The following is an 18214-nucleotide window of genomic DNA, read 5'->3' as shown; positions in this document are numbered from 1 at the left end:
GGGGCTCGAACAGGATGGCGATGCCGGTCAGGCCCTGGGCGCAGGTATAGGTGCCGGTCCAACTGCCGGAAAAGCCGGTCGCCGCCGCGGGCGGGCTGGGCTTGAAGGGCGCTGGCGCAGGCGCCGCCGGCGTGGGCGCTGGCGCCGGGGCCGGGGCGGGTGCCGGTTCGGGCTCCGCGGCGGGTGGCGGGTTCTGCGCCGGCTTGCCGCTCATGCCGCCGAGGAAGCTGCTCTGCGCCAGAGCCGGCGGGCTCGCCACCGCGAGGCACAGTGCCAGGCCCGAGAGACTTCGCGTGAAAATGTTGCGTGACGACACCGTTCCCCCCTGGTGCAACAGAAAACGCAGCAATGCCGGGCCATCATGTCACGGTGCGGCCGGAATGTCGCGTCGCGCACAGCCACCGCCTTGACGAAAAGCGCCGTGCCTCCGTACCCTTCTCATCGCGATTTCTTAGGGGGTCCGATCGTCGCCTGTGGCCGGGGTCACTGTCCGGGACGTCGAAAGGTGTTGGAATCGAGCCACGAATCGGACCTGCCATCTAGGGGGAGTTGAGGGGATGAATCTCCGTTCTGCCGTCACGGCCGCATCGGTGCTGGTCGCAGGCATGGCCTTCGCGGCCTCGCCGGCCTTCGCCGAATACAAAGTGTGCAACAAGACGGACAAGACCACCTCGGTCGCTGTCGGCTATTACGACGACAAGACCAACGACGGCGTGGACAACGGCGTCTGGGTCTCCGAAGGCTGGTGGAACGTGAAGACCGGCCAGTGCGCGACGCCGATCCCGGGTCCGCTCAAGGTCCGCTATGTCTATGTCTATGCCGAACATCCGGACGGCAGCGGCTGGGCTGGCGAAAACAACTTCTGCGTCAAAGACAACGAATTCACCATTCGCGGCAACGAGAACTGCGAACGCCGCGGCTTCCAGACCAAGGGCTTCTCCGAAGTCGACACCGGCCCCGAATCCAAGTCCTACACCACCAACCTGACCGACTGACCGGCTGCCGGCGGCGACGTCAAGTCGGCGGCAGGTGCCGCTTGGTCTTGGCCGTCGCCGGCGCCGTCAGCGGGTCTTCCGGCCAGGGGTGCTTGGGGTAGCGGCCCCTGAGGTCGGCCCGCACCAGGGCATAGCCGCGGGCCCAGAAGCTGACCAAGTCTTGGGTCACCTGGACCGGCCGCCCGGCCGGCGAGAGCAGGTGGATCACAACCGCCACCCGGCCCCGTGCCACCGTCGGCGTCTCGCGCGCGCCGAACATCTCCTGCAATTTGACCGCCAGCACCGGCGCCGTCCCCACCCCGTAATCGAGGGCGTGGCGATTGCCGGACGGCACCGTCAGATGGCTCGGCGCTTCGGCCTCCAGGGCTTGGCGCTGCGGCCAGTCGAGCCGGGCCGAGAGGATTTCCGCGAGGTCGAGGCGGCGCAAGGCTTCGAGCCGGGATATCCCGTCGAGATAGGGGCCGAGCCAGTCCTGCAGCCCGTCGAGCAGGGCCTGGTCCGACCAGTCGGGCCAGCGCTCGGCATCGAGGCCATGGAGGAAGCGCACCCGGGCGCGCAGGCTCTCGGCCGCCGGGGTCCAGGGCAGGCAGGAAAGGCCCTTGACCCTTATCGCCGCGGCCAGGGCTTCGGCCACCGCGGCCCGCGGCGGGTCGGGCCAGATCGCATCGTCCAGCACCAGGGCGCCCAACAGGCGACGGCGGCGGGCGCGGACCTGCCCCGTCTCCTCGTCGAAGGCGACGAATTCGGCGGCCTCGATCTGGTCGGCGAACAGCGCTTCGACCTCGGCGGCGTCGATCGCGGCGGCGAGGAAGACGCGGCCGTCGCGCTTCTTGCCGTCGAGCGCCGCGATCGCCAGGAAATCCTGAGCCGCCAGGGGTTCCGCCGGATCGAGCCGGGCCGCCTGGCCCGAGACCATGAGGTAGTGCCCGCCCCCGCCGGGCCGGCGCCGCGCCACCCGTTCGGGATAGGCGAGTGCCACCAGGAGGCCGAGTTGCGAACGCGCATCGCCCTCGCGCGGGTCGATCCGCAGGCGCCGGCACCATTGCCCCGCCGCCTGGGAGAGTTGGCGGACGAGGCCGCGATCGACATCGCCGCCCCCCGCCCCGGCCAGCGCGTCGAGGCGCAGCGTCAGGTCGGCGTCGCGCGCCTGGGGGCTGCGCTTCACCGGATCGCGCCCCTCGATCAGCGCGGCGAGGCGCACCGCCATGGCGCCGAGGCCGCGCCGCTGGCCTTCGAGCATCAGATGTCCCAGGCGCGGATGGGCGCCGAGGCGCGACAGCGCCTTGCCGTGCTCGCTGGCGAAACCACCCTCGTCCAGCGCCCCGAGCCGGGTCAGCAACGCTCGCCCGGCGGCGAAGGCCCCGGCATTGGGTTGATCGAGCAGGCGCAGCGTGGAGGGATCGGCGACGCCCCAGAGGGCGAGGGCGAGGGCGACCGGCGCCATGTCCGCCCGCTCGATCTCCGCCGCGGCATGGGGCACCAGGCCGCGCTGCTCCGCCTCGGTCCAGAGGCGGATGCAGGTGCCGGGGCCGAGGCGGCCGGCACGGCCCCGCCGCTGCTCGGCCGAGGCGGCGGAAATCCGCTGGGTCTCCAGCCGGCTCATGCCGGTGCCGGGATCGAAAGCGGCGACGCGGGCGAGGCCTGAATCGATCACCACCGCGACCCCTTCGATGGTCAGGCTGGTCTCGGCGATATTGGTCGAGAGCACGACCTTGCGGGTGCCCGGGGCACCCGGCGTCAACGCCCGGTCCTGGGCGGCCAGTTCGAGGTCGCCGTGCAGCCGGTGGAGGACGACGGACGAGACCAAGCTGCCCTCCAGCAGGGCCGCCGTGCGCTCGATCTCCGCCTTGCCGGGCAGGAACACCAGGATATCGCCGGCAAGCTCGGCCAGCGCCCGCGTCACCGCGCGCGCCGCCTGCGGCTCGATCGGCCCCTCCTCCCGCCGTTCGGCGTAACGAACGGTGACCGGGAACAGCCGGCCCTCGGAGCGGATCACCGGCGCCCCGCCCAGCAGGGCGGAAACCCGGGCGCCGTCCAGCGTCGCCGACATGACCAGGAGGCGCAGCTCGGGCCGCAGCGCCTCCTGCGTTTCGAGTGACAATGCCAAGCCGAGGTCGCCGTCCAGGCTCCGCTCGTGGAATTCGTCGAACAGCACGGCAGCAACGCCGTCGAGCGAGGGATCGTCGGTGATCATGCGGGTGAACAGCCCGTCGGTGACCACTTCGATCCGCGTCTTCGGCCCCACCTTGCTGTCGAAGCGGACGCGGTAGCCGATCGTCTCGCCCACCGCCTCGCCCCGTTCCGCCGCCATGCGCCGCGCGGCGGCACGGGCCGCCAGCCGGCGCGGCTCGAGCATCAGGATGCGGCCGCCTGCGGTCCAGGGCTCGTCCAGCAGGGCGAGCGGCACGCGCGTGGTCTTGCCGGCGCCGGTCGGCGCTTCCAGCACGGCGGAAGACGCGGCGCGGAGGGCGGCGCGGAGGTCCGGCAGGACATCGTCGATTGGTAAGGCGTCCATGAGCCGGAGACCATAGCGTCTGGCCCGCGCGGCACAAGAGGCGGATCAGACCGCGTCGGCGTCCCGGAAGGCGACGGCGACCACGGTCACATTGTCCGGCCCGCCGCCTTCGAGGGCAGCGGCGACCAATTTCTCGACCGCGAAGTCGATGGCATAGGAATTCAGGATGAAGGTCATCTCCTGTTCCGGCACCACCTTGCTCAACCCGTCGGAACAGAGGAGGAAGACATCGTCCGCCTGGATGCGGTCGTTCACCTTGTCGAGCATCAGCATGTCGTCGGCGCCGACCGCCCTTGTCACGACATTGCCGCGTGGATGATTCTCCGCCTCGGCCGCGCTGATCAGGCCCTTTTCGACCATGTCCTGGACCAGGCTGTGATCGCGCGAGATCTGCTGGAGCTGGCCGCCGCGCTTGCGGTAGCAGCGGGAATCGCCGGCCCAGAGGCAGGCGAAATGTTCCCCGAAGGCGAGCAGGACGACCGCCGTCGAGGCGATGGTTCGATGCGTGCCCGCCTGCTGGCGAAGCTCGCCGTTGACCCGCGTGATCGCCCCCCGCACCTCGGCCAGCAGGGCGCTGGCGCTGGGCGGCGGGTCGATCGCAGCCAGCGCGTCGACGATCGCCTGGCTCGCCACCTCGCCGGCGTCATGGCCGCCGACGCCGTCGCAGACCGCCCACATGCCGGCCTCGGGCCGCACCAGGTAGGAATCTTCGTTCAGTTTGCGCTTGCAGCCGACGTGGGAAATCCCCGCCGAGATGGTCGCCAACCTGGTCATGTCCCCACGCCCTCCCAGGCGCCGTCGAGTAGGGCGGCGAAACGCGCCGCCGGCGGCAGGCCGCCGAATGTGATCAGTCGCGGGGGGAGGTCGACGGATCCGAGGGTCCAGAAGATGACCGGCACGGCGGCAGGCGGCAGAACGCCGACCAGCCCCTGTGCCAGCAGGGGGGATGAGATCATGCGGCCGCCGTCCGGGGCTTCGGCGGCGGCGGGCGGTTCGGCCACCGGAAGGGCGGCGACGCCCTCGTCCAGCGCCTCGAAGCCCGCCTCGGGGCCGAGGGCGTCGTAGATCAGCGCTTCGGCCTGGGCGAGCCAGGCTTCGGCTGCGGCGATGCCGGCGGCGGCGCCGACGCCCGGCGCCAGTTCGGCCGCCACGGTGAGCGGGAAATAGCGCCCCACTTTGTCGACACTGGGGGCGAAGACGCCGACCACGGTGAAATCGCCGGCGACGCCGGCACCGAGAGCGAAGCGCCAGAAGGGGGCGACCAGGTAACGTTCGGCGAAACGCTCACCCAAGACGCCGGCCGCGGCGCGCAGCCCCTCGTCCAGGAAGACGTCCCAGCGGTCGACGAAGGCGTCCGACAGACGCCGTTCGACGAAATCGCCGCGCGACGGCAGCTTGCCGTAGAGACCCGCCACCGGCGGCGCCGGACCGCCCGCAGGCTGGCCGGTAACCGGCGGGGTGGCCTCCCCACCCGGCACCGGCACCGCTTCCGGTGATCGGTTGATCACATGCTCGCCGGGCACTTGAAGCTCCTGATTTCGGGAAGCTTGAAGGGATAGAGGCTGCCGCTGGCCTTCACGCGGTAGGTGACGAAGCGCCCGCCCACGGTGAAGCGAAGGACCTTCTCGGCCGGGCTGGCACCATTCGCCAGGCTCGCCTGGTCGAACAGGCGGAAGGCGGCCCAGGCGCCCTGGCCCTGGGTCGTCACCGGTTGTTGCGCCGGATCGGACGGCGTCAGGGTGATCTGGGCGAAGCCGCCGCCCATGGCCGCCGGCCAGGACATGATGGTGGGCCGGCCGTTGGCGCCGTTGAAACTCATGGTGACGCCGTCGATCTCCAGCTTCGCCTCGGCGATGCCGGGGTCGAGCGCCACCGGCTCGATCGTATATTGGAAGCCGAAGCCCTGGCCCGAGGGCACGAAGGCATCGCGGATCACCGAGGCGGAGCGGAGCTGGGCCAGCGTCGCCGCCGGGATCCCCAGGTTCTGCGCCGCCCCCGCCTTCAGCGACCAGGAATTGCCCGAAGTGTCGACGAAGGAATCCAGGTTCTGCCTGAAGAAGCCGTCGATCAGGCCGTTCGGTGCGAACAGGGCCTGGAAGTCGGACACCGGCACGTCATCGTTGGCCCCCGCACTGAAGGGATAGCGGTTCTTGAGCGCGGTCTGGCAGCGCTGGGCCACCGTCCCGGTCCAGGCTTCGTTGATCTGCGCCCGCGTGGTCGAGACCTGGGCCGCCTGGCCGCCGGCCGCCGCTGCCGCCAGCCAATTGGACAGGGGCGGACCCAGGCGGTCGGCCAGGATCTGCACCTGCTGGGCCGCCGCCGCCCCGCCGGACGCGCTGCCGCCGCCGGCGCGAAGCTGGTTCAACTGGTCGAACAAGCCCTTGAGCCCGGCCACCGCCTCGTCGATCGGGGCCTGGCCGCCCTCGCCCGCCACCACCTGTTTGCGCAGGAAGGCGAAATGCTCGCTGGTGCGCTGACCGGGTTTCGGCCCGTCGGCCGGCCCGACCTGGCCGAAGCCGAGGGCCGAAGCCGCCGCCCCCGCCGCCCCGCCGGTGGGCAGGGCGGCGCTGGGATCCGGCAGGGCGCCACCCGCAACCGCACCGGCGGCCCCGGCAGGCGTCGCGGCCGGGGCCGGCGGCGGCGTGCCGAGGTCGGTCTCCTTGGCGATCGCCGCCGTGACCAGTTTCATCGGGCTGTCGGGAGCCGAGAGCTTGGCCAGGATGGGCAGCACCGCCTCGCTGCCGCCGTCGAGCGGCTTCAGGCGAAGGCTGCGCAGGACCTCGTCCCAGCGCTGGATATAGTCGTCCTCATATTGGGCGACGACTTCGCCTTCCAGCTTGGCCAGGGCAGCGGGCGACTGCGCCGTGTCGACCGGCACACCGACGACCCAGGAATCCGCCGTCGCCTCGCGCACCACCTTGGGCACCATGGGCAGGAAGGTCTTGTAGAAGCCGTCGTAGGTGAAGAGCCCGGGCAAGGTCACCTTGGAGGGCGGATTGCCGGCGAACGTGTCATAGACGTCGTCGAGCAGGCGGCCGCCCTTGTCGCCCAGGCGCCAGAACGGCAACTGGGTCACGCTCTGTGCCTGCTTGATGCGGAAATAGACGCGCTTCGCCAATGGTTCGCGGGTCAGCACGTCGGCCGCCGCCTGGGTCACGTCGGTATTCTGCGCCACTTCGTCCAGCGGGCGCTGCACCAGGGTATCGACATGGGCGACCAGGCGCGTCACCGCGTCCTGATATTCCGGCTTGTCGTAGAGTTTCGACCAATAGGCCTGGAAACTGTCGTGCAGCAGCTTGGCGTCGAGCGGGCCGGCGCCGGCCAGGATGCGGTAAGCCTTCAAATTGCCGTAGAGCGCTTCGGGATCGTTCATCGACTGCTTGATCTTGCGTTCCAGGATCAGCAGCAGGCGGGGCCGGAAGGCGCCTTCGAGGGCGCGGTGATAGGCTTCGTTCGCCTGTTCGCGGAGATCGTCGCCCTGATAGAGGCCGAAGCGATAGGTGAAGGGCACCGCCTCGTCCGCCCGGTCGACCCCGGCGAGCGAGCGCAAGCGGTTCAGGAGGTCGAGCAGGCGGGACATGTTCTGTTCCGCCGTCGCCTCGTCCACCATGGTGAGGTCGAGCGATTTCGAGGCTTCGTTATAGGCCGCGATGGCGGCGTCATATTCGTCGATGAGACGCTTGTTGTTCAGGTAGGACAGCGCCCAGACGCCGACCGCGCCGACCGTAATGAGGCCGGTCAGGCCATAGGTGATGCGCGCGATCCACCGGCGGCGCTTTTCCGCCTTGGCGTCGCGGCCGACCAGGCCCGCCTCGTTGAACATCACGGCGCGCAGCAGCCGGGTCAGGAAGTAGCTCCGCCCCGGGCCGGCGAAGGCCGGCAGGCGCTGGCGGTCGACGCCGAATTGCGCCGCCATGGCGGCCGCCAGGCGGTCGAAGGGCGTGCCGGTCTGGGTGCCCGAGGTGAAATAGACCCCGCGCAACACCGGCCGTTCCTCGAAGCGCGTGGGCAGGAAGATGCCGTCGAGGAATTCCCGGCAGGTCTCTTTGAGCGAGGCGAGCTGGCTCGGGAAGCCATAGGCGAGCGTGCGCCGCTCGATGTCCCGTTCGGCCTGCAGGCGGTCGACCAGGCGCTCGTTCAGGCGCGAGACCAGGACATCCAGCTCGGCGTCGAAATGGGTCACCGCCGCCTCGCCCTTGCCGCTGTCGAGCGGGAAAGTGAAGCCCAGGACCTGTTCGCGCTCGGTCTTGCCGAGGTCGTCGAAATATTCGACGAAACCGGCCAGCAGGTCCGCCTTGGTGAACAGGACATAGACCGGGATCTTGACCCGCAGGCGGTCGTAGAGTTCGGCCAGGCGGGCGCGGATCGCCGTCGCATGGGCAACCCGTTCCTCCTTGGTGCCGGACAGGAGATCGAGAATGCCGATCGCGACCACGACGCCGTTCAGCGGCTGGCGCGGCCGGTTCTTCTTCAAAAGGTCGAGGAAGCCGGACCAGGCCTTGGCGTCGGCCGCGGCATCGCTGTCCTGCGTCGTGTAACGCCCGGCGGTGTCGATCAGCACGGCGTCGTCGGTGAACCACCAGTCGCAGGCCCGGGTGCCGCCGATGCCGGCGATGGCGCCCGGCTTGCCGTCGGTCAGCTTCTCGGCGAGCGGGAAGCGCAGGCCCGAATTGACCAGGGCCGTGGTCTTGCCCGAGCCGGGCGGCCCGATGATGACATACCAGGGCAGGTCGTAGAGATAGTGCCGCCCCCGCCCCTCGGCCGCGGCGGATTTCTTCAGGAGGCCGATCGCCTCTTCGAAGCGGCCCTTGAGCATCTGGACTTCGGCCTGGGCGACCTTGTCGCCCGCCTTTTCCTTGTCCTTCGCCTTGGCCTTGGCGTCGCCGCCCTCTTCCGCGGTGATGCCGCCCTCGAGCCGCTTCGAGGCGGCCCGGTAGACGCCATACTGGATGCCGTAATAGGCGCTCCAGATCATGAACATGACGAAGGTCGAGGCGAGCCAGCTGATCGAGTCGCCCAGCGGATAGACGCCGCCGATCTCGATATAGGGCCCCAGGAAAAAGGCGAAGACCGAGAGCAGGATGATACCGATCAGGGTCCAGAGCCAGGACGAGAGGAGGATCCGCTTCAGCATGGGGACTTACTCCTGCCCGACCTTCTTCAGGATGATCTCGATACGCCGGTTGCGTTCCTTGTTCTCCGGCGTGTCGTTCGGGGCGACCGGCTTGTCCGGTCCCTTGCCGATCGTGGTGATGCGGGCGGCATCGACGCCATTGGCGACCAGGAGGTCGCGCACGCCGTCCGCCCGGGCCCGCGAGAGATTATAGTTGTTGTTGAAGGGCGGCCGCGTGACCGGCACCGAATCCGTATGGCCTTCGATGATGATGTCGCCGGCCTCGCCGGCCAGCGCCTTGGCGACGCGTTCGACCGTCGGCAGATAGACATCGAGCAGGTCGGCCTTGCCGGAGGCGAACATGCCTCGCGCCCTGGCGGAGCGCAGCGTGATGCGGATGGCCTGGGCCGATTCCGCCACTTCGACGATGCCTTCCTTGATCTCGGCGTCGAGGAAGCGGGCGATCACCTGGGCCCGGCTCTCGACCGCGGCGGGCGGTGGCGGGGGCGGCGGGGGCGGCGGGCGCACCGGCTCAGGCCGCACGATGCGCGCCGGCGTGACCGGCTGCATCTCGCCCATCGCGGCGAGTGCCTGGCTGGTCTGGCCCGAGAGCATGAAATTGAGGCCGAAATAGCCGAGGCCGAGCAGGGTGAGCGCGGCGGCGGCCACCACCCAGGGCGGAATGGCGCCGCGGATATGGGCGTCGGCCGCGTTCTGCCCCTTCCAATGGGGCGAAATCTCGGGTTCCAGCTCGCCGCGGTGACGGCGGATCAGGGCATAGAGGCTCTCGCGGATCTTGGCATGTTCGGAGGCGCCGCGCGGCAGCACCCGCATCTCGCCCTCGAAACCGAGGGAGAGGCAGACATACATGAGTTCCAGCACGTCGATGAAACGCCCCGGATCACCTTCGCAGCGGCGCAGGATGCCGTAGAAGCGCTCGCCGCCCGTCACCTCGTTGTGGAAGATCGAGATCATCGAGCGCCGCGCCCAGGCGCCGTGCCCGCCCCAGGGGGTCGAGAGCACGACGTCGTCGATCGAGGCGCAAAGGGCATAATGCGCGGCCGAGAGGGCATCCGGCGGCAGGCCGGTCTGGCGGGCGCCGGCCTCGAAGCGGCGGATCGCGTCGATCGTGCGGGCGTGCAGCCCGTCGACGTCGGTCTGGCGCGGCGTGCCCCGGACGCGGGTCGCCAGCGCCAGCACCGGCGCCGCCGCGGCGATCAGCGGATTGATGCCGGTCGCCACCACTTCGCGCGGGGCATCGGGATCGGCCGGCGGCGGCGCCCCGGCCATGCGCCCGGCGAGCGGCGCGCCACCGCCCGGCAGGGGACGCTGGCCCGGCGCCTGGGGCGGGTAGCCCGGCTGCGGCGGCTGGCCCGGCTGCGGATAGCCGGCCTGGGGTGGATAGGCCGGCGGCGCCGGCTGCCCGGGTTGCGGATAGCCCGCGGGCGGCCCGGCCGGGCGCTGCGGCTCCGGCCGGCGGCCACCCGGCATGGGCTGGATCATCGTGCGTTCGTCGTCGCCTTCCTCGGCGAAGGGATTGTCCTTGTCGGCCATGGTCTGCCTCCCCTTCCCGGCCGCCTCAGGCCTTGATCGCCCAGAGTTCCATCGTCACCTGGGGAAAATCGCCCGCCAGGTGGATCGCGATGCCGCCCGATGTCGCGAGCTGCGCGAAATAGGGGCTCGATCGGTCGAGTTCGAAATAGCTGGAGCCCGCGTGATAGGGCACTTCGCGCGGGGCGACCGGTAGCGGCCTGGTGGCGATGCCGCCGAGCTGGACATTGACCAGGTCGCGGATCTGCTCGACCGGGCCGATCTTCACCTGGGCCGGGAAATTGCGGCGCAGCGCCTCGGGCGGCATGTCGGCCTTGACGGAAAGGACGAAGGTCGCGGTCTTGAGCAGGCTCTTGTCCGCGATGACGCCGACCCGCATGCCGAACTTGCGTTCCTGCAAGGGGATGTTGATCGCCGTCTGTTCCAGCACGGCCGAGAGGGACTGGCGCAGTTCCGCCATCAGGGCGGCGAAGGTCCGCTGCAGGTCGTCGTGGCGGTAGGCCGGGAAATTGGGCGGCCGTTTGCCAGCGGCGGTGAAGGTCGCCAGCTCGCCGGCCAATTGCAGCCCGTCCATATAGAAGCTCTCGGGATGCATCAGGTTACCGGCGCTGAAATGGGCGAACAGCGGCTCGAAGCGGTTGACCAGTTGCAGCAGCAGGAAGTCGGAGAGCTGGCCGACGCCGGCCCGCGTGCCCGACGCCGAGGCGCGTGCCGCCAATGCCTCGCCCCGCGTGTGCAGCAGGCCCAGGATCTCGGTCACGAAGCCGACCAATTGGCTCGAGGCGGAACAGGCCAGCACCGGCGGGATGAAGCGCTCGTCCAGCACGATCCGCTTGTCGGCCTGGACCTCGACGATGCGGGCGAGCCCGATGCAGGCGTAACCCGCGCGGTCGTCCTGTTCGAGGAGATAGCGCAGCCGCAACCGCCCGACCGTGAGCCGGGCGATGCCAGGGGCACCGTGAATCGCGTCGGTCGCCTCGAATTCCTGGGCGGCGAAGCGTGCCGGCGCCTCGGCCTTGGGATCGATGACGAATTCGGGCGCGCCGGGCTGTACCAGGGGCACGGCCAGATAGACCACCTGGTTGCGCACGTTCTCGCCCACTTCGAGAGGCGGCGGATGGTCGGCGGAATCGGGGATGGCGAAGGGCGTGCCGTCGGAAAACACGCCGGCCGCGTCGACCAGGGCGAAGCGCCCGGTCTTCAGCATATCGCGATTGAGCGAGAATTCGGTCAGGCCCCAGGCATGGGGGCGCAGGCCGTCGACCCGGCCCCGCACCAGTCGTTCGACATAGCGGTCGAACTGCTGGAAATGCTGGGTCCGAAGGAACATGCCCTCCGACCATACGACCTTGTCGTTCCACCCCATGCCCTCAACTCCAGCAATGGCACCGCCGACGGATCAGAGGCGCCGCACCTGTTCCTCGTAGGCGGCCGCGAAGGCACGCCCGAATAGCTTGTCGAAATCCTCGTCGAGGCCGCCGACGACCTCCGCGAAGAGGATTTCGTAGAGATCCCAATAGCGGTTCTTCTTGCCGCCGCCGATGGTGAAGCCGCCGGAATCGGCGTCGATCTTCGCCTTGATCATCGTGGGATCGAGCCGCTTCAGGACCGTCTTCATGGCCGCCTGAATCGCCACCATGACCGCGATCTCGTGTGATTGCAGGTCGGCGAAGACTTCGCGGGCGGAATCGACCGGGCCGAGATAGCCCTGCCGGGCCGGCTGCAGCATGGCGGTCAGCGCATCCTCCGCCGTCATGGCGAATTTCAGCGGGTTGTTGTTGGCCGAGCCGATCATGGTCTGCTCGATGCGGAATTCGTTCTTGAGCTTGGCCCGGGTCTGGATCAGGTCGCGCGCACCTTCGACCAGCACGCGGAAGATCTGCCCGGCCAAGTGGATCGCCGCGGTGGCGTCGCCCGGCGGCGGCGTCGCAATGCCCGCCCCGGACAGGAAGGCCGAAAGCGCGTCGCCCGCGTCGGCGGCCGGCGGCGGCGGATAGGCCGGCGCCTGATAAGCGGGGGTCTGATAAGCGGGAGGGGGCGGATAGGCCGGCGTCTCCGGCACGACCGGGCGGGGCGGCGGTGCCGTCGGCTCCGCCCCGGGGCCGAAGCCCTCGTCATCGAAGCCCCCACCCGATCCCGGGACCGAGACGGATTCGGGCACCGGCGGCGGGGCCACGGGCGGCGTCACCGGCGGCGCGAGGGGCTCCTCGTCCATCCAGTTTTCGGGCAGCACGTCGCGCCGCGACTGGGGCGGGGTGAACTGGATATTGCCGTGATCGGCATGATCGGCCTGGGCCCCCATGCCGATCGGGCCTTCGAGATCGAAGGCGGCGAAGGGATCATCGGTGTCGCTGACGGTGCGGGCCGCGAAATCGGCTGCCGGCTCGACCCGCCCGACCTGATAGAGATCGCGCCGGCCCTGAGCCTCGCCCGGCTCGTCCAGGCGGAAATCCGAAGCGGGCGGCGGTGCCCCGGCGCCGGTGCCATAGCTGGGCGACGGTTCGAGGTCGAAGGCGGCGAAGGGATCGTCGGCCGGCACGCCGGCCGCCCCGGCGCCGGGATCGTGGCGCAGGCGGTCGAAATCGTCGAAGCGGCCGGCCCCCACGTCGGCCACCGGCGGAGCCGGGGCGAGACCGTAGTCCGGCTCGTAGGCCGGCGCATCCGCCTCGATCTGCACCACCATCGTATAGGTGCCGAGGATGATCGAATCGCCGTTCTGCAGCAGCACGGGAACCCGTGGGTCGAGCCGTTCCGGCTGGTCGTTCAGGAAGGTGCCGTTGGTCGAACTGTCGAACAGCAGCCAGCCGCCGCGGTCCGGCCGGATCTCGCAATGGCGGCGCGACAGTTTCTGCTCGGGATCTGGCAATACGAGGTCGTTCGCCTGACCGCGGCCGATCGAGGCCCCGCCCGGCGGCACGACATAGCGCGCCGGCAGCCCGTCCGGCGCCTCGCCGACGAAGGCGAGCATCAGCGCCATGTCACGGCTCCCGCCCGACGACGGCCCACGCAAACAGACGACATCGCGACCACTTCCTCCATCCCGGGCTCACCCCCGGTAGTCCGCCAGGATCTCGACCCGGCGGTGACGCGGCGAATTGGGTGGCAGGCCGGGCAGCAACCCGGTCTCGCCGAGCCCCTCGGCCATGATCATGGCAGCGGGAACGCCCCCCGTCTCGACCAGATAGAGCCGCGCCGCCTCGGCCCGCGCCTTCGACAGGGCGAGGTTGCCGCGGGCGGAGCCGCTGGCATCGGTGAAGCCCTTCAGCACGAATTTGGCCCCGGCGTTGCCCGGGTATTTCATCACCTCGGCCACCTTGTCCAGCACCGCCCTGCCCTGCGCGGTCAGGCGCGCCGAATTCAGGGCGAATTCGATCGTGAAGACGGCTTCGCGCGTCGCCGGTGCATCCGCGGCGTCGAACGGCATGTCGAGGCCGCGGGTCTTGCATTCCGGCGGCAGTTCGCGGCCGAGCGCCCGGTGGATCTCGCAGGCCGAGGCATCGGGGGCGACCGCCGTACCCTCCGCCCGGGCGGCGCCGGCGGCCGCGACGAGGCCGAGGACGAGCGCAGCGGCCCGCCCCATGCGGCCGAACCAGCGATGTCGAATGATGGTATCCATGGCCGCCTCACCCGATCAGCACGGTCGGCGCACCCATGACGATCGAGCCGCCATGAGCCGTCATGTCGCCCATGCGGGCGGCCGGCAGGTTGTTGACCAGGACCGTGAAACTGCCGAGCACGATGACGTCCGGCGGGCCGACGCACAGGCACATGTCGGTGACACGCGCCTGGGGCAGCATCACGGTCAACGTGTTGACCGAACAGGGCGGCAGGATCGGGCCGCCGACATGGGGGATCGGCGGCACGCCGGGCGTCACCATGGGGCAGACGTGCATATCGGTCACGCGGGCGGCGGGCTGGCCCATCAGGCGGTCTCCTCTGCCTTGGCGTCGCGCTTGCGGCCGGAGCCGCCGGAGGCGATGTCGATGCCGACGGTAAGAAATTCGGCGAGCCACTGCGGCCCTTCCTGAGCGGCCAGGCGGGTCGCGGCGATACGGACCGCATTGACCACCATGGTACCGACCAGGTTGCTGGCCGGCGGCACCGGCGGGCGGTCGGCCGGACCCAAGGTATCGCCCGAGAAAAAGACGGCGGAGGCGACCAGGCCGGCCGGGGTTCCCATGCCTTCTGTCCGCGCCAGTTCGAAGACGGCGCGACGCTGCTCGTCGCTCGGCTTGCGCACCCAATCCTCCGCTCCGGCGAGCAGGCGGAGCTCGACCGCCGGCGCCGGCTCGGGCAGCCGCTCGCGCACGCATGTCGCCGCCCACCAGACCGCCTCGCGGCGCGGCAGGGCATGGGCCAGCAGCTCGATCGCGGCATCGACCGCCTTCTCGTTGATCAGCTTGCGTGCGGCACCATCCGCGGTCGGATGGGCGCGCAAGGCCTCGATCACGGCCGCAGTCGGCTGGTAGCGGCGCGCCAGGTCGCCGCTCCGCACCGTCGCGATCTTGGCCAGTGTCGCCGCCGTCATGCCCCTGTCCCTTCGATACCCTTCACGGCGTCAATTGATGAGGACGATGCCGCCCTTCAGGATGCTGATGCCGTCGGCCTGCGACTGCACCATCGGCGCCTTGGTCTGCACCATGGCGTCGCCCTCGATCTTGATCATCGGCGCCTTGATGGTGACGCCCGTGGGATCGATCTTGATGCTCGACCCCATCACCTTCATCTCGATCGACTGCATCGCCTCGGTCTCCTGTTTGCCGAGGTCGAGCTTGGTCGACATGTTGCCCATGCCGAGCTTGATCGACATGTTGCCCATCTTGATCTCGGTGTCGTCGTTGCCCATCGAGACTTCGTGAGACTGGTTGCCCTGTGTGACCTTGACCGTGCGGTTGCCCTGCTCGACCTCGATCGACTGATTGTTCTGGATCTTCACGGTCTGGTCGTGGTCGACGTCGATCGACTCGTCGTTCTCGACCTTGCGCGTCATGTCCTTCTGGGCATGGAAATAGACCTGCTCCGAACCCTTCTTGTCGTCGAAGGTCAGCTCGTTGAAGTCGGCCATCCCGCCGCCCAGGCTGGAGCGGGTGCGGATGCCGCTCTTGGTCTTTTCGCCCGGCAGGCTGTAGGGCGGCATACGTTCCGCGTTGTAGACGCTGCCGGTGACCAGCGGCCGGTCCGGATTGCCTTCGAGGAAGCTGACCACCACTTCGTCGCCGATGCGCGGCGTGAACACGGCGCCCCATTGCTTGCCGGCCCAGGGCTGGGCGACGCGCACCCAGCACGAGGTGGAACCCTTGCGGTCGCCGTAACGGTCCCAATGGAACTGCACGAGCACGCGGCCCATTTCGTCGGTGTGGATCTCCTCGCCCGAGGGGCCGACGACGATCGCAGTTTGGATGCCGGCGATCGCGGGCCTCGGCGTCGAACGCCTCGGGCGGAAGGGCACCGCCTTGCTGAAGGCGGCGAAGGAATTGCTGTAGCTCGTCGCCTGGGCGCCGAAATTGCCGAACAGGCTGCGGTCCGAGCCCAGATGCTCGATCTCGCCGACCACCCATTTGCGCCCCTTGACACCCGCCATGTCGCCGTCGACGGTGAAGGCGCCGCCGGCGTAGAGGTCGGGGGCCGAGCCCGAGCCGACCGCCCCGCTCTGCGCCGCCTCGTCCGCCTCCATGCGGAGCTTGGTCAAGGCTTCGCCCCCGGATTTCTGCGGATAGAGGCCGGGATAGTCGAAGACTTCATAGACCGGGCTGCCCGGCAGATCGGCGACGGTCGCCGCATTGGTCTGCAGCGACTGGCTCGGGGTCTCGTAATTGTAGTCGGTCTGGACCCAACGGGTCGTCGTATAGGAACCGATGCCCTTGAAGGTCTCGAGGCTGAGCAGGCCATGGGCCGAGCCGGTCAGGTGCTTCTCGGGATCGGCAACATCGGCGAAGGCATCGTTCTTGTCGGCCACCACCATCTTGTGGCTGCCCGCCTTCTGTTCGAAATGGTAATGCGCGCCGACCTCTTCGAGGAGACGGGCGACGAAATCGAAATCGCTCTCGCGGTACTGCACGCAATAGTCGCGCGGCGAGGTCGCCTCGGCGCCGGAGAGGCCCGAGAGGTCGAAGTCGGAAAAGCCCGAGTCCTGGAACACCGCCTCGACGATCTGCTTCACGCTCTTCTTCTGGAAGATGCGGCAGTCGGTGGTCAGCTTCAGGAACCAGAACCAGGGCACGATCTCGATCGTGTAGAAGCGGAACTGGCGGTCCGCCATCATGCCGGGAGCGACGCTCTTGACGAGACCATGGAAGTCGCGCTTGCCGCTCCAGGTGACCGACAGGCCGACCGCCTTGCCGAGCAGCTCGCTCGGCTTCACGTCGAGGTTCTTGGAGACGACCTCGATCCGGATGTGATAGGGGGCCGAAACCGCCTCGGTGCCCGAGACGCCGACGGCGATCATCGCATCCTTGCCGAGGGGCGAGGTCAGGCGGAACGGCCGTTCCGACTCCTTGGCTGCGTCACGCGCGGTCGACATGGCTCGTCCCCCTCGGCGCCGCCGTCAGCCCCGGAAGTCCGCCAGGATCTCGACCCGGCGATGCCAGGGCGAATTGGCCGGCAGGCCGGGCAGCAACCCGGCTTCGCCGCGGCCTTCGGCGGTGATCGAAGCGGCAGTGACACCGCGCACGTTGACCAGATAGGCGCGGGCCGAGTCGGCGCGGGCCTGGGACAGCGCCATGTTGGCGGCGTCCGAGCCGCTGGCGTCCGTGAACCCCTTCACGACATAACGGGCACCGGCATTGGCGGGGTCGTTCATGACCACCGCGACCTTGTCCAGCACGGCCCTGGCCTGGGGCGTGAGCACGGCGGAATTCAGTGCGAACTGGAGGGTGAAGACGCCCTCCTTGGTCTGCGGCACGTGGGGTGCCGGCGGCGGCTCGCCGACCGCGACACCCTTGCCGCCGGTGGCTGGCTTGCCGCCGGCCGCGGGCGCGCCACCCGGCGCCGCACCGCCGCCAGAGGGGCCGGGATCGAATTCGAGGTCGAGGCCGCGGGTGGTCACCCCGGCCGAAGGTCCGGCATCCTGGCATTCGGGGGGCAGCGCCCGGCCGATCGCCAGATAGACGTCGCACTGCGAAGGATCGACGCCCCGCATGTCGACGCGGGACTGCGCGGCGACTTCGCCCGGAACCGACAGGCACAGCGGCAGCAGGACGAGGCCCGCCGAAAGACGACGCAGGACGTGCAACATGTTGACCTCCGCAGGATACCCGGCGCCGCAGATCGGCTGTCCGGGAAGGAACGGGGGCGGACGAGCCGCCCCCGGTCGGTCTTCGTGGCGGGCGCGGGCCCGGCCGATCAGATGGGCTGCGCGGTCGACAGGTTGTAACCAGCCATGACCGGGGTGCCCTGCTTGTTGGCCTGATCCCGCGGGAAGAACTTCGCTTCGAACTTGCGGAAGTTCAGCGAGATCGAGTCGGACGGACGGTTGCCGGCGCCACCACCCGAACCGGACTGCTGATAGGAACCGATCAGCACGTCGGTCAGCTTCAGCTGGTAGTAGACGAACGGGTCCTTGTCGGACGTCGTGAAGTCGATCGTCACTTCGGCGCCCTGGCCGCCCTTGCCGCCGGCCAGCGCATGGCGCATCAGCTCCGGGGTGGCCTTGTCGGTTGTGCGGGTGATGTGCACATCCTGGAAGTCGGGGGTCGAACCTTCGCGGTTCTGACCGGCGCCGACCGCCGAGGTGAGGTAGCGGCTGAAGCCGAGCGAGATCGATTCGAGGAGCAGCCATTCCTTGTGGCCAGCCTCGCTGACGTCACCCTTGATGTCGCCGAACTTCATGTAGAGAGCCATAATATCCTCCGTTGTCCCTGATGATGACAGGCTGGTCGCCTCTTGAGAAACCCGGTGGAGCCTCCCGGCCCCGCCGCGAACTACGAGGTGGTCCGTCTTTCCTCAGTCTGGGACCGCCCCCCTTGTCGCCTCTGATATTTAGTGCTGACCGCTCTGTGGGGCTGTGACGCCAGTCACGCATTCACGCGATCTGGAAATCGA

15 protein-coding genes are annotated in these 18214 nt (G+C 69.3%); 1 reads left to right on the top strand and 14 read right to left on the bottom strand.

The genetic code is table 11. The features are described from left to right. Positions 1-316 (bottom strand): hypothetical protein (locus tag WC493_RS16315; protein ID WP_373066606.1); only part of this gene is annotated, 316 nt, incomplete at its 3' end. A 241-nt stretch (positions 317-557) separates the two neighbouring features. Between WC493_RS16315 and WC493_RS16310 the strand changes: the two genes are divergently transcribed. Beyond that, the gene (locus tag WC493_RS16310) at positions 558-995 is read left to right on the top strand and encodes a DUF1036 domain-containing protein (protein WP_373066605.1); all 438 of its coding nucleotides are present in this window, start codon (positions 558-560) and stop codon (positions 993-995) included. A 19-nt stretch (positions 996-1014) separates the two neighbouring features. On the opposite strand, the gene hrpB is transcribed toward WC493_RS16310, so the two are convergent. From hrpB to WC493_RS16245, 13 genes are all read right to left on the bottom strand, one after another. After that, entirely contained in the window at positions 1015-3510 is a 2496-nt protein-coding gene (gene hrpB / locus WC493_RS16305; protein WP_373066604.1) for an ATP-dependent helicase HrpB, read from the bottom strand. 45 nt (positions 3511-3555) lie between these two features. Further along, on the bottom strand, positions 3556-4284 hold the full coding sequence (locus WC493_RS16300; RefSeq protein WP_373066602.1) for a PP2C family serine/threonine-protein phosphatase: 729 nt from the start codon (positions 4282-4284) through the stop codon (positions 3556-3558). Beyond that, entirely contained in the window at positions 4281-5033 is a 753-nt protein-coding gene (gene tagF, locus WC493_RS16295) for a type VI secretion system-associated protein TagF (protein WP_373066601.1), read from the bottom strand. Before tagF ends, WC493_RS16300 begins: the two co-directional genes overlap by 4 nt. Then, on the bottom strand, positions 5015-8644 hold the full coding sequence (tssM, locus tag WC493_RS16290; protein WP_373066600.1) for a type VI secretion system membrane subunit TssM: 3630 nt from the start codon (positions 8642-8644) through the stop codon (positions 5015-5017). The genes tagF and tssM overlap by 19 nt, the downstream gene beginning before the upstream one ends. Positions 8645-8650: 6 nt before the next feature. Beyond that, the gene (gene icmH, locus WC493_RS16285; protein ID WP_373066599.1) at positions 8651-10177 is read right to left on the bottom strand and encodes a type IVB secretion system protein IcmH/DotU; all 1527 of its coding nucleotides are present in this window, start codon (positions 10175-10177) and stop codon (positions 8651-8653) included. Positions 10178-10202: 25 nt separating this feature from the next. Beyond that, positions 10203-11540, bottom strand: a complete 1338-nt coding sequence (gene tssK, locus WC493_RS16280; RefSeq protein ID WP_373066598.1) for a type VI secretion system baseplate subunit TssK — start codon at positions 11538-11540, stop codon at positions 10203-10205. A gap of 33 nt (positions 11541-11573) precedes the next feature. Continuing rightward, positions 11574-13151, bottom strand: coding sequence for a type VI secretion system-associated FHA domain protein TagH (gene tagH / locus WC493_RS16275; RefSeq protein ID WP_373066597.1), 1578 nt, complete (start codon positions 13149-13151; stop codon positions 11574-11576). 69 nt (positions 13152-13220) lie between these two features. Next, on the bottom strand, positions 13221-13790 hold the full coding sequence (locus WC493_RS16270; protein ID WP_373066595.1) for an OmpA family protein: 570 nt from the start codon (positions 13788-13790) through the stop codon (positions 13221-13223). A gap of 7 nt (positions 13791-13797) precedes the next feature. Then, positions 13798-14097 (bottom strand): PAAR domain-containing protein, encoded by a 300-nt coding sequence (locus tag WC493_RS16265; protein WP_373066594.1) that lies wholly within the window; start codon positions 14095-14097, stop codon positions 13798-13800. Further along, positions 14097-14702 (bottom strand): hypothetical protein, encoded by a 606-nt coding sequence (locus tag WC493_RS16260; protein ID WP_373066593.1) that lies wholly within the window; start codon positions 14700-14702, stop codon positions 14097-14099. Before WC493_RS16260 ends, WC493_RS16265 begins: the two co-directional genes overlap by 1 nt. A gap of 30 nt (positions 14703-14732) precedes the next feature. Further along, entirely contained in the window at positions 14733-16694 is a 1962-nt protein-coding gene (locus WC493_RS16255; protein WP_373066591.1) for a type VI secretion system Vgr family protein, read from the bottom strand. A gap of 24 nt (positions 16695-16718) precedes the next feature. Continuing rightward, entirely contained in the window at positions 16719-17408 is a 690-nt protein-coding gene (locus WC493_RS16250) for an OmpA family protein (RefSeq protein WP_373066590.1), read from the bottom strand. 107 nt (positions 17409-17515) lie between these two features. Next, positions 17516-18001, bottom strand: coding sequence for an Hcp family type VI secretion system effector (locus tag WC493_RS16245; RefSeq protein ID WP_373066588.1), 486 nt, complete (start codon positions 17999-18001; stop codon positions 17516-17518). Positions 18002-18214: the final 213 nt, after the last annotated feature.

The sequence above is a fragment of the Zavarzinia sp. genome (assembly GCF_041650655.1).
In the GTDB taxonomy this organism is placed as follows: domain Bacteria; phylum Pseudomonadota; class Alphaproteobacteria; order Zavarziniales; family Zavarziniaceae; genus Zavarzinia.
The sequence above is the reverse complement of the archived record's forward strand: the minus strand, read 5'-3'. Positions and strand labels throughout refer to the sequence as shown.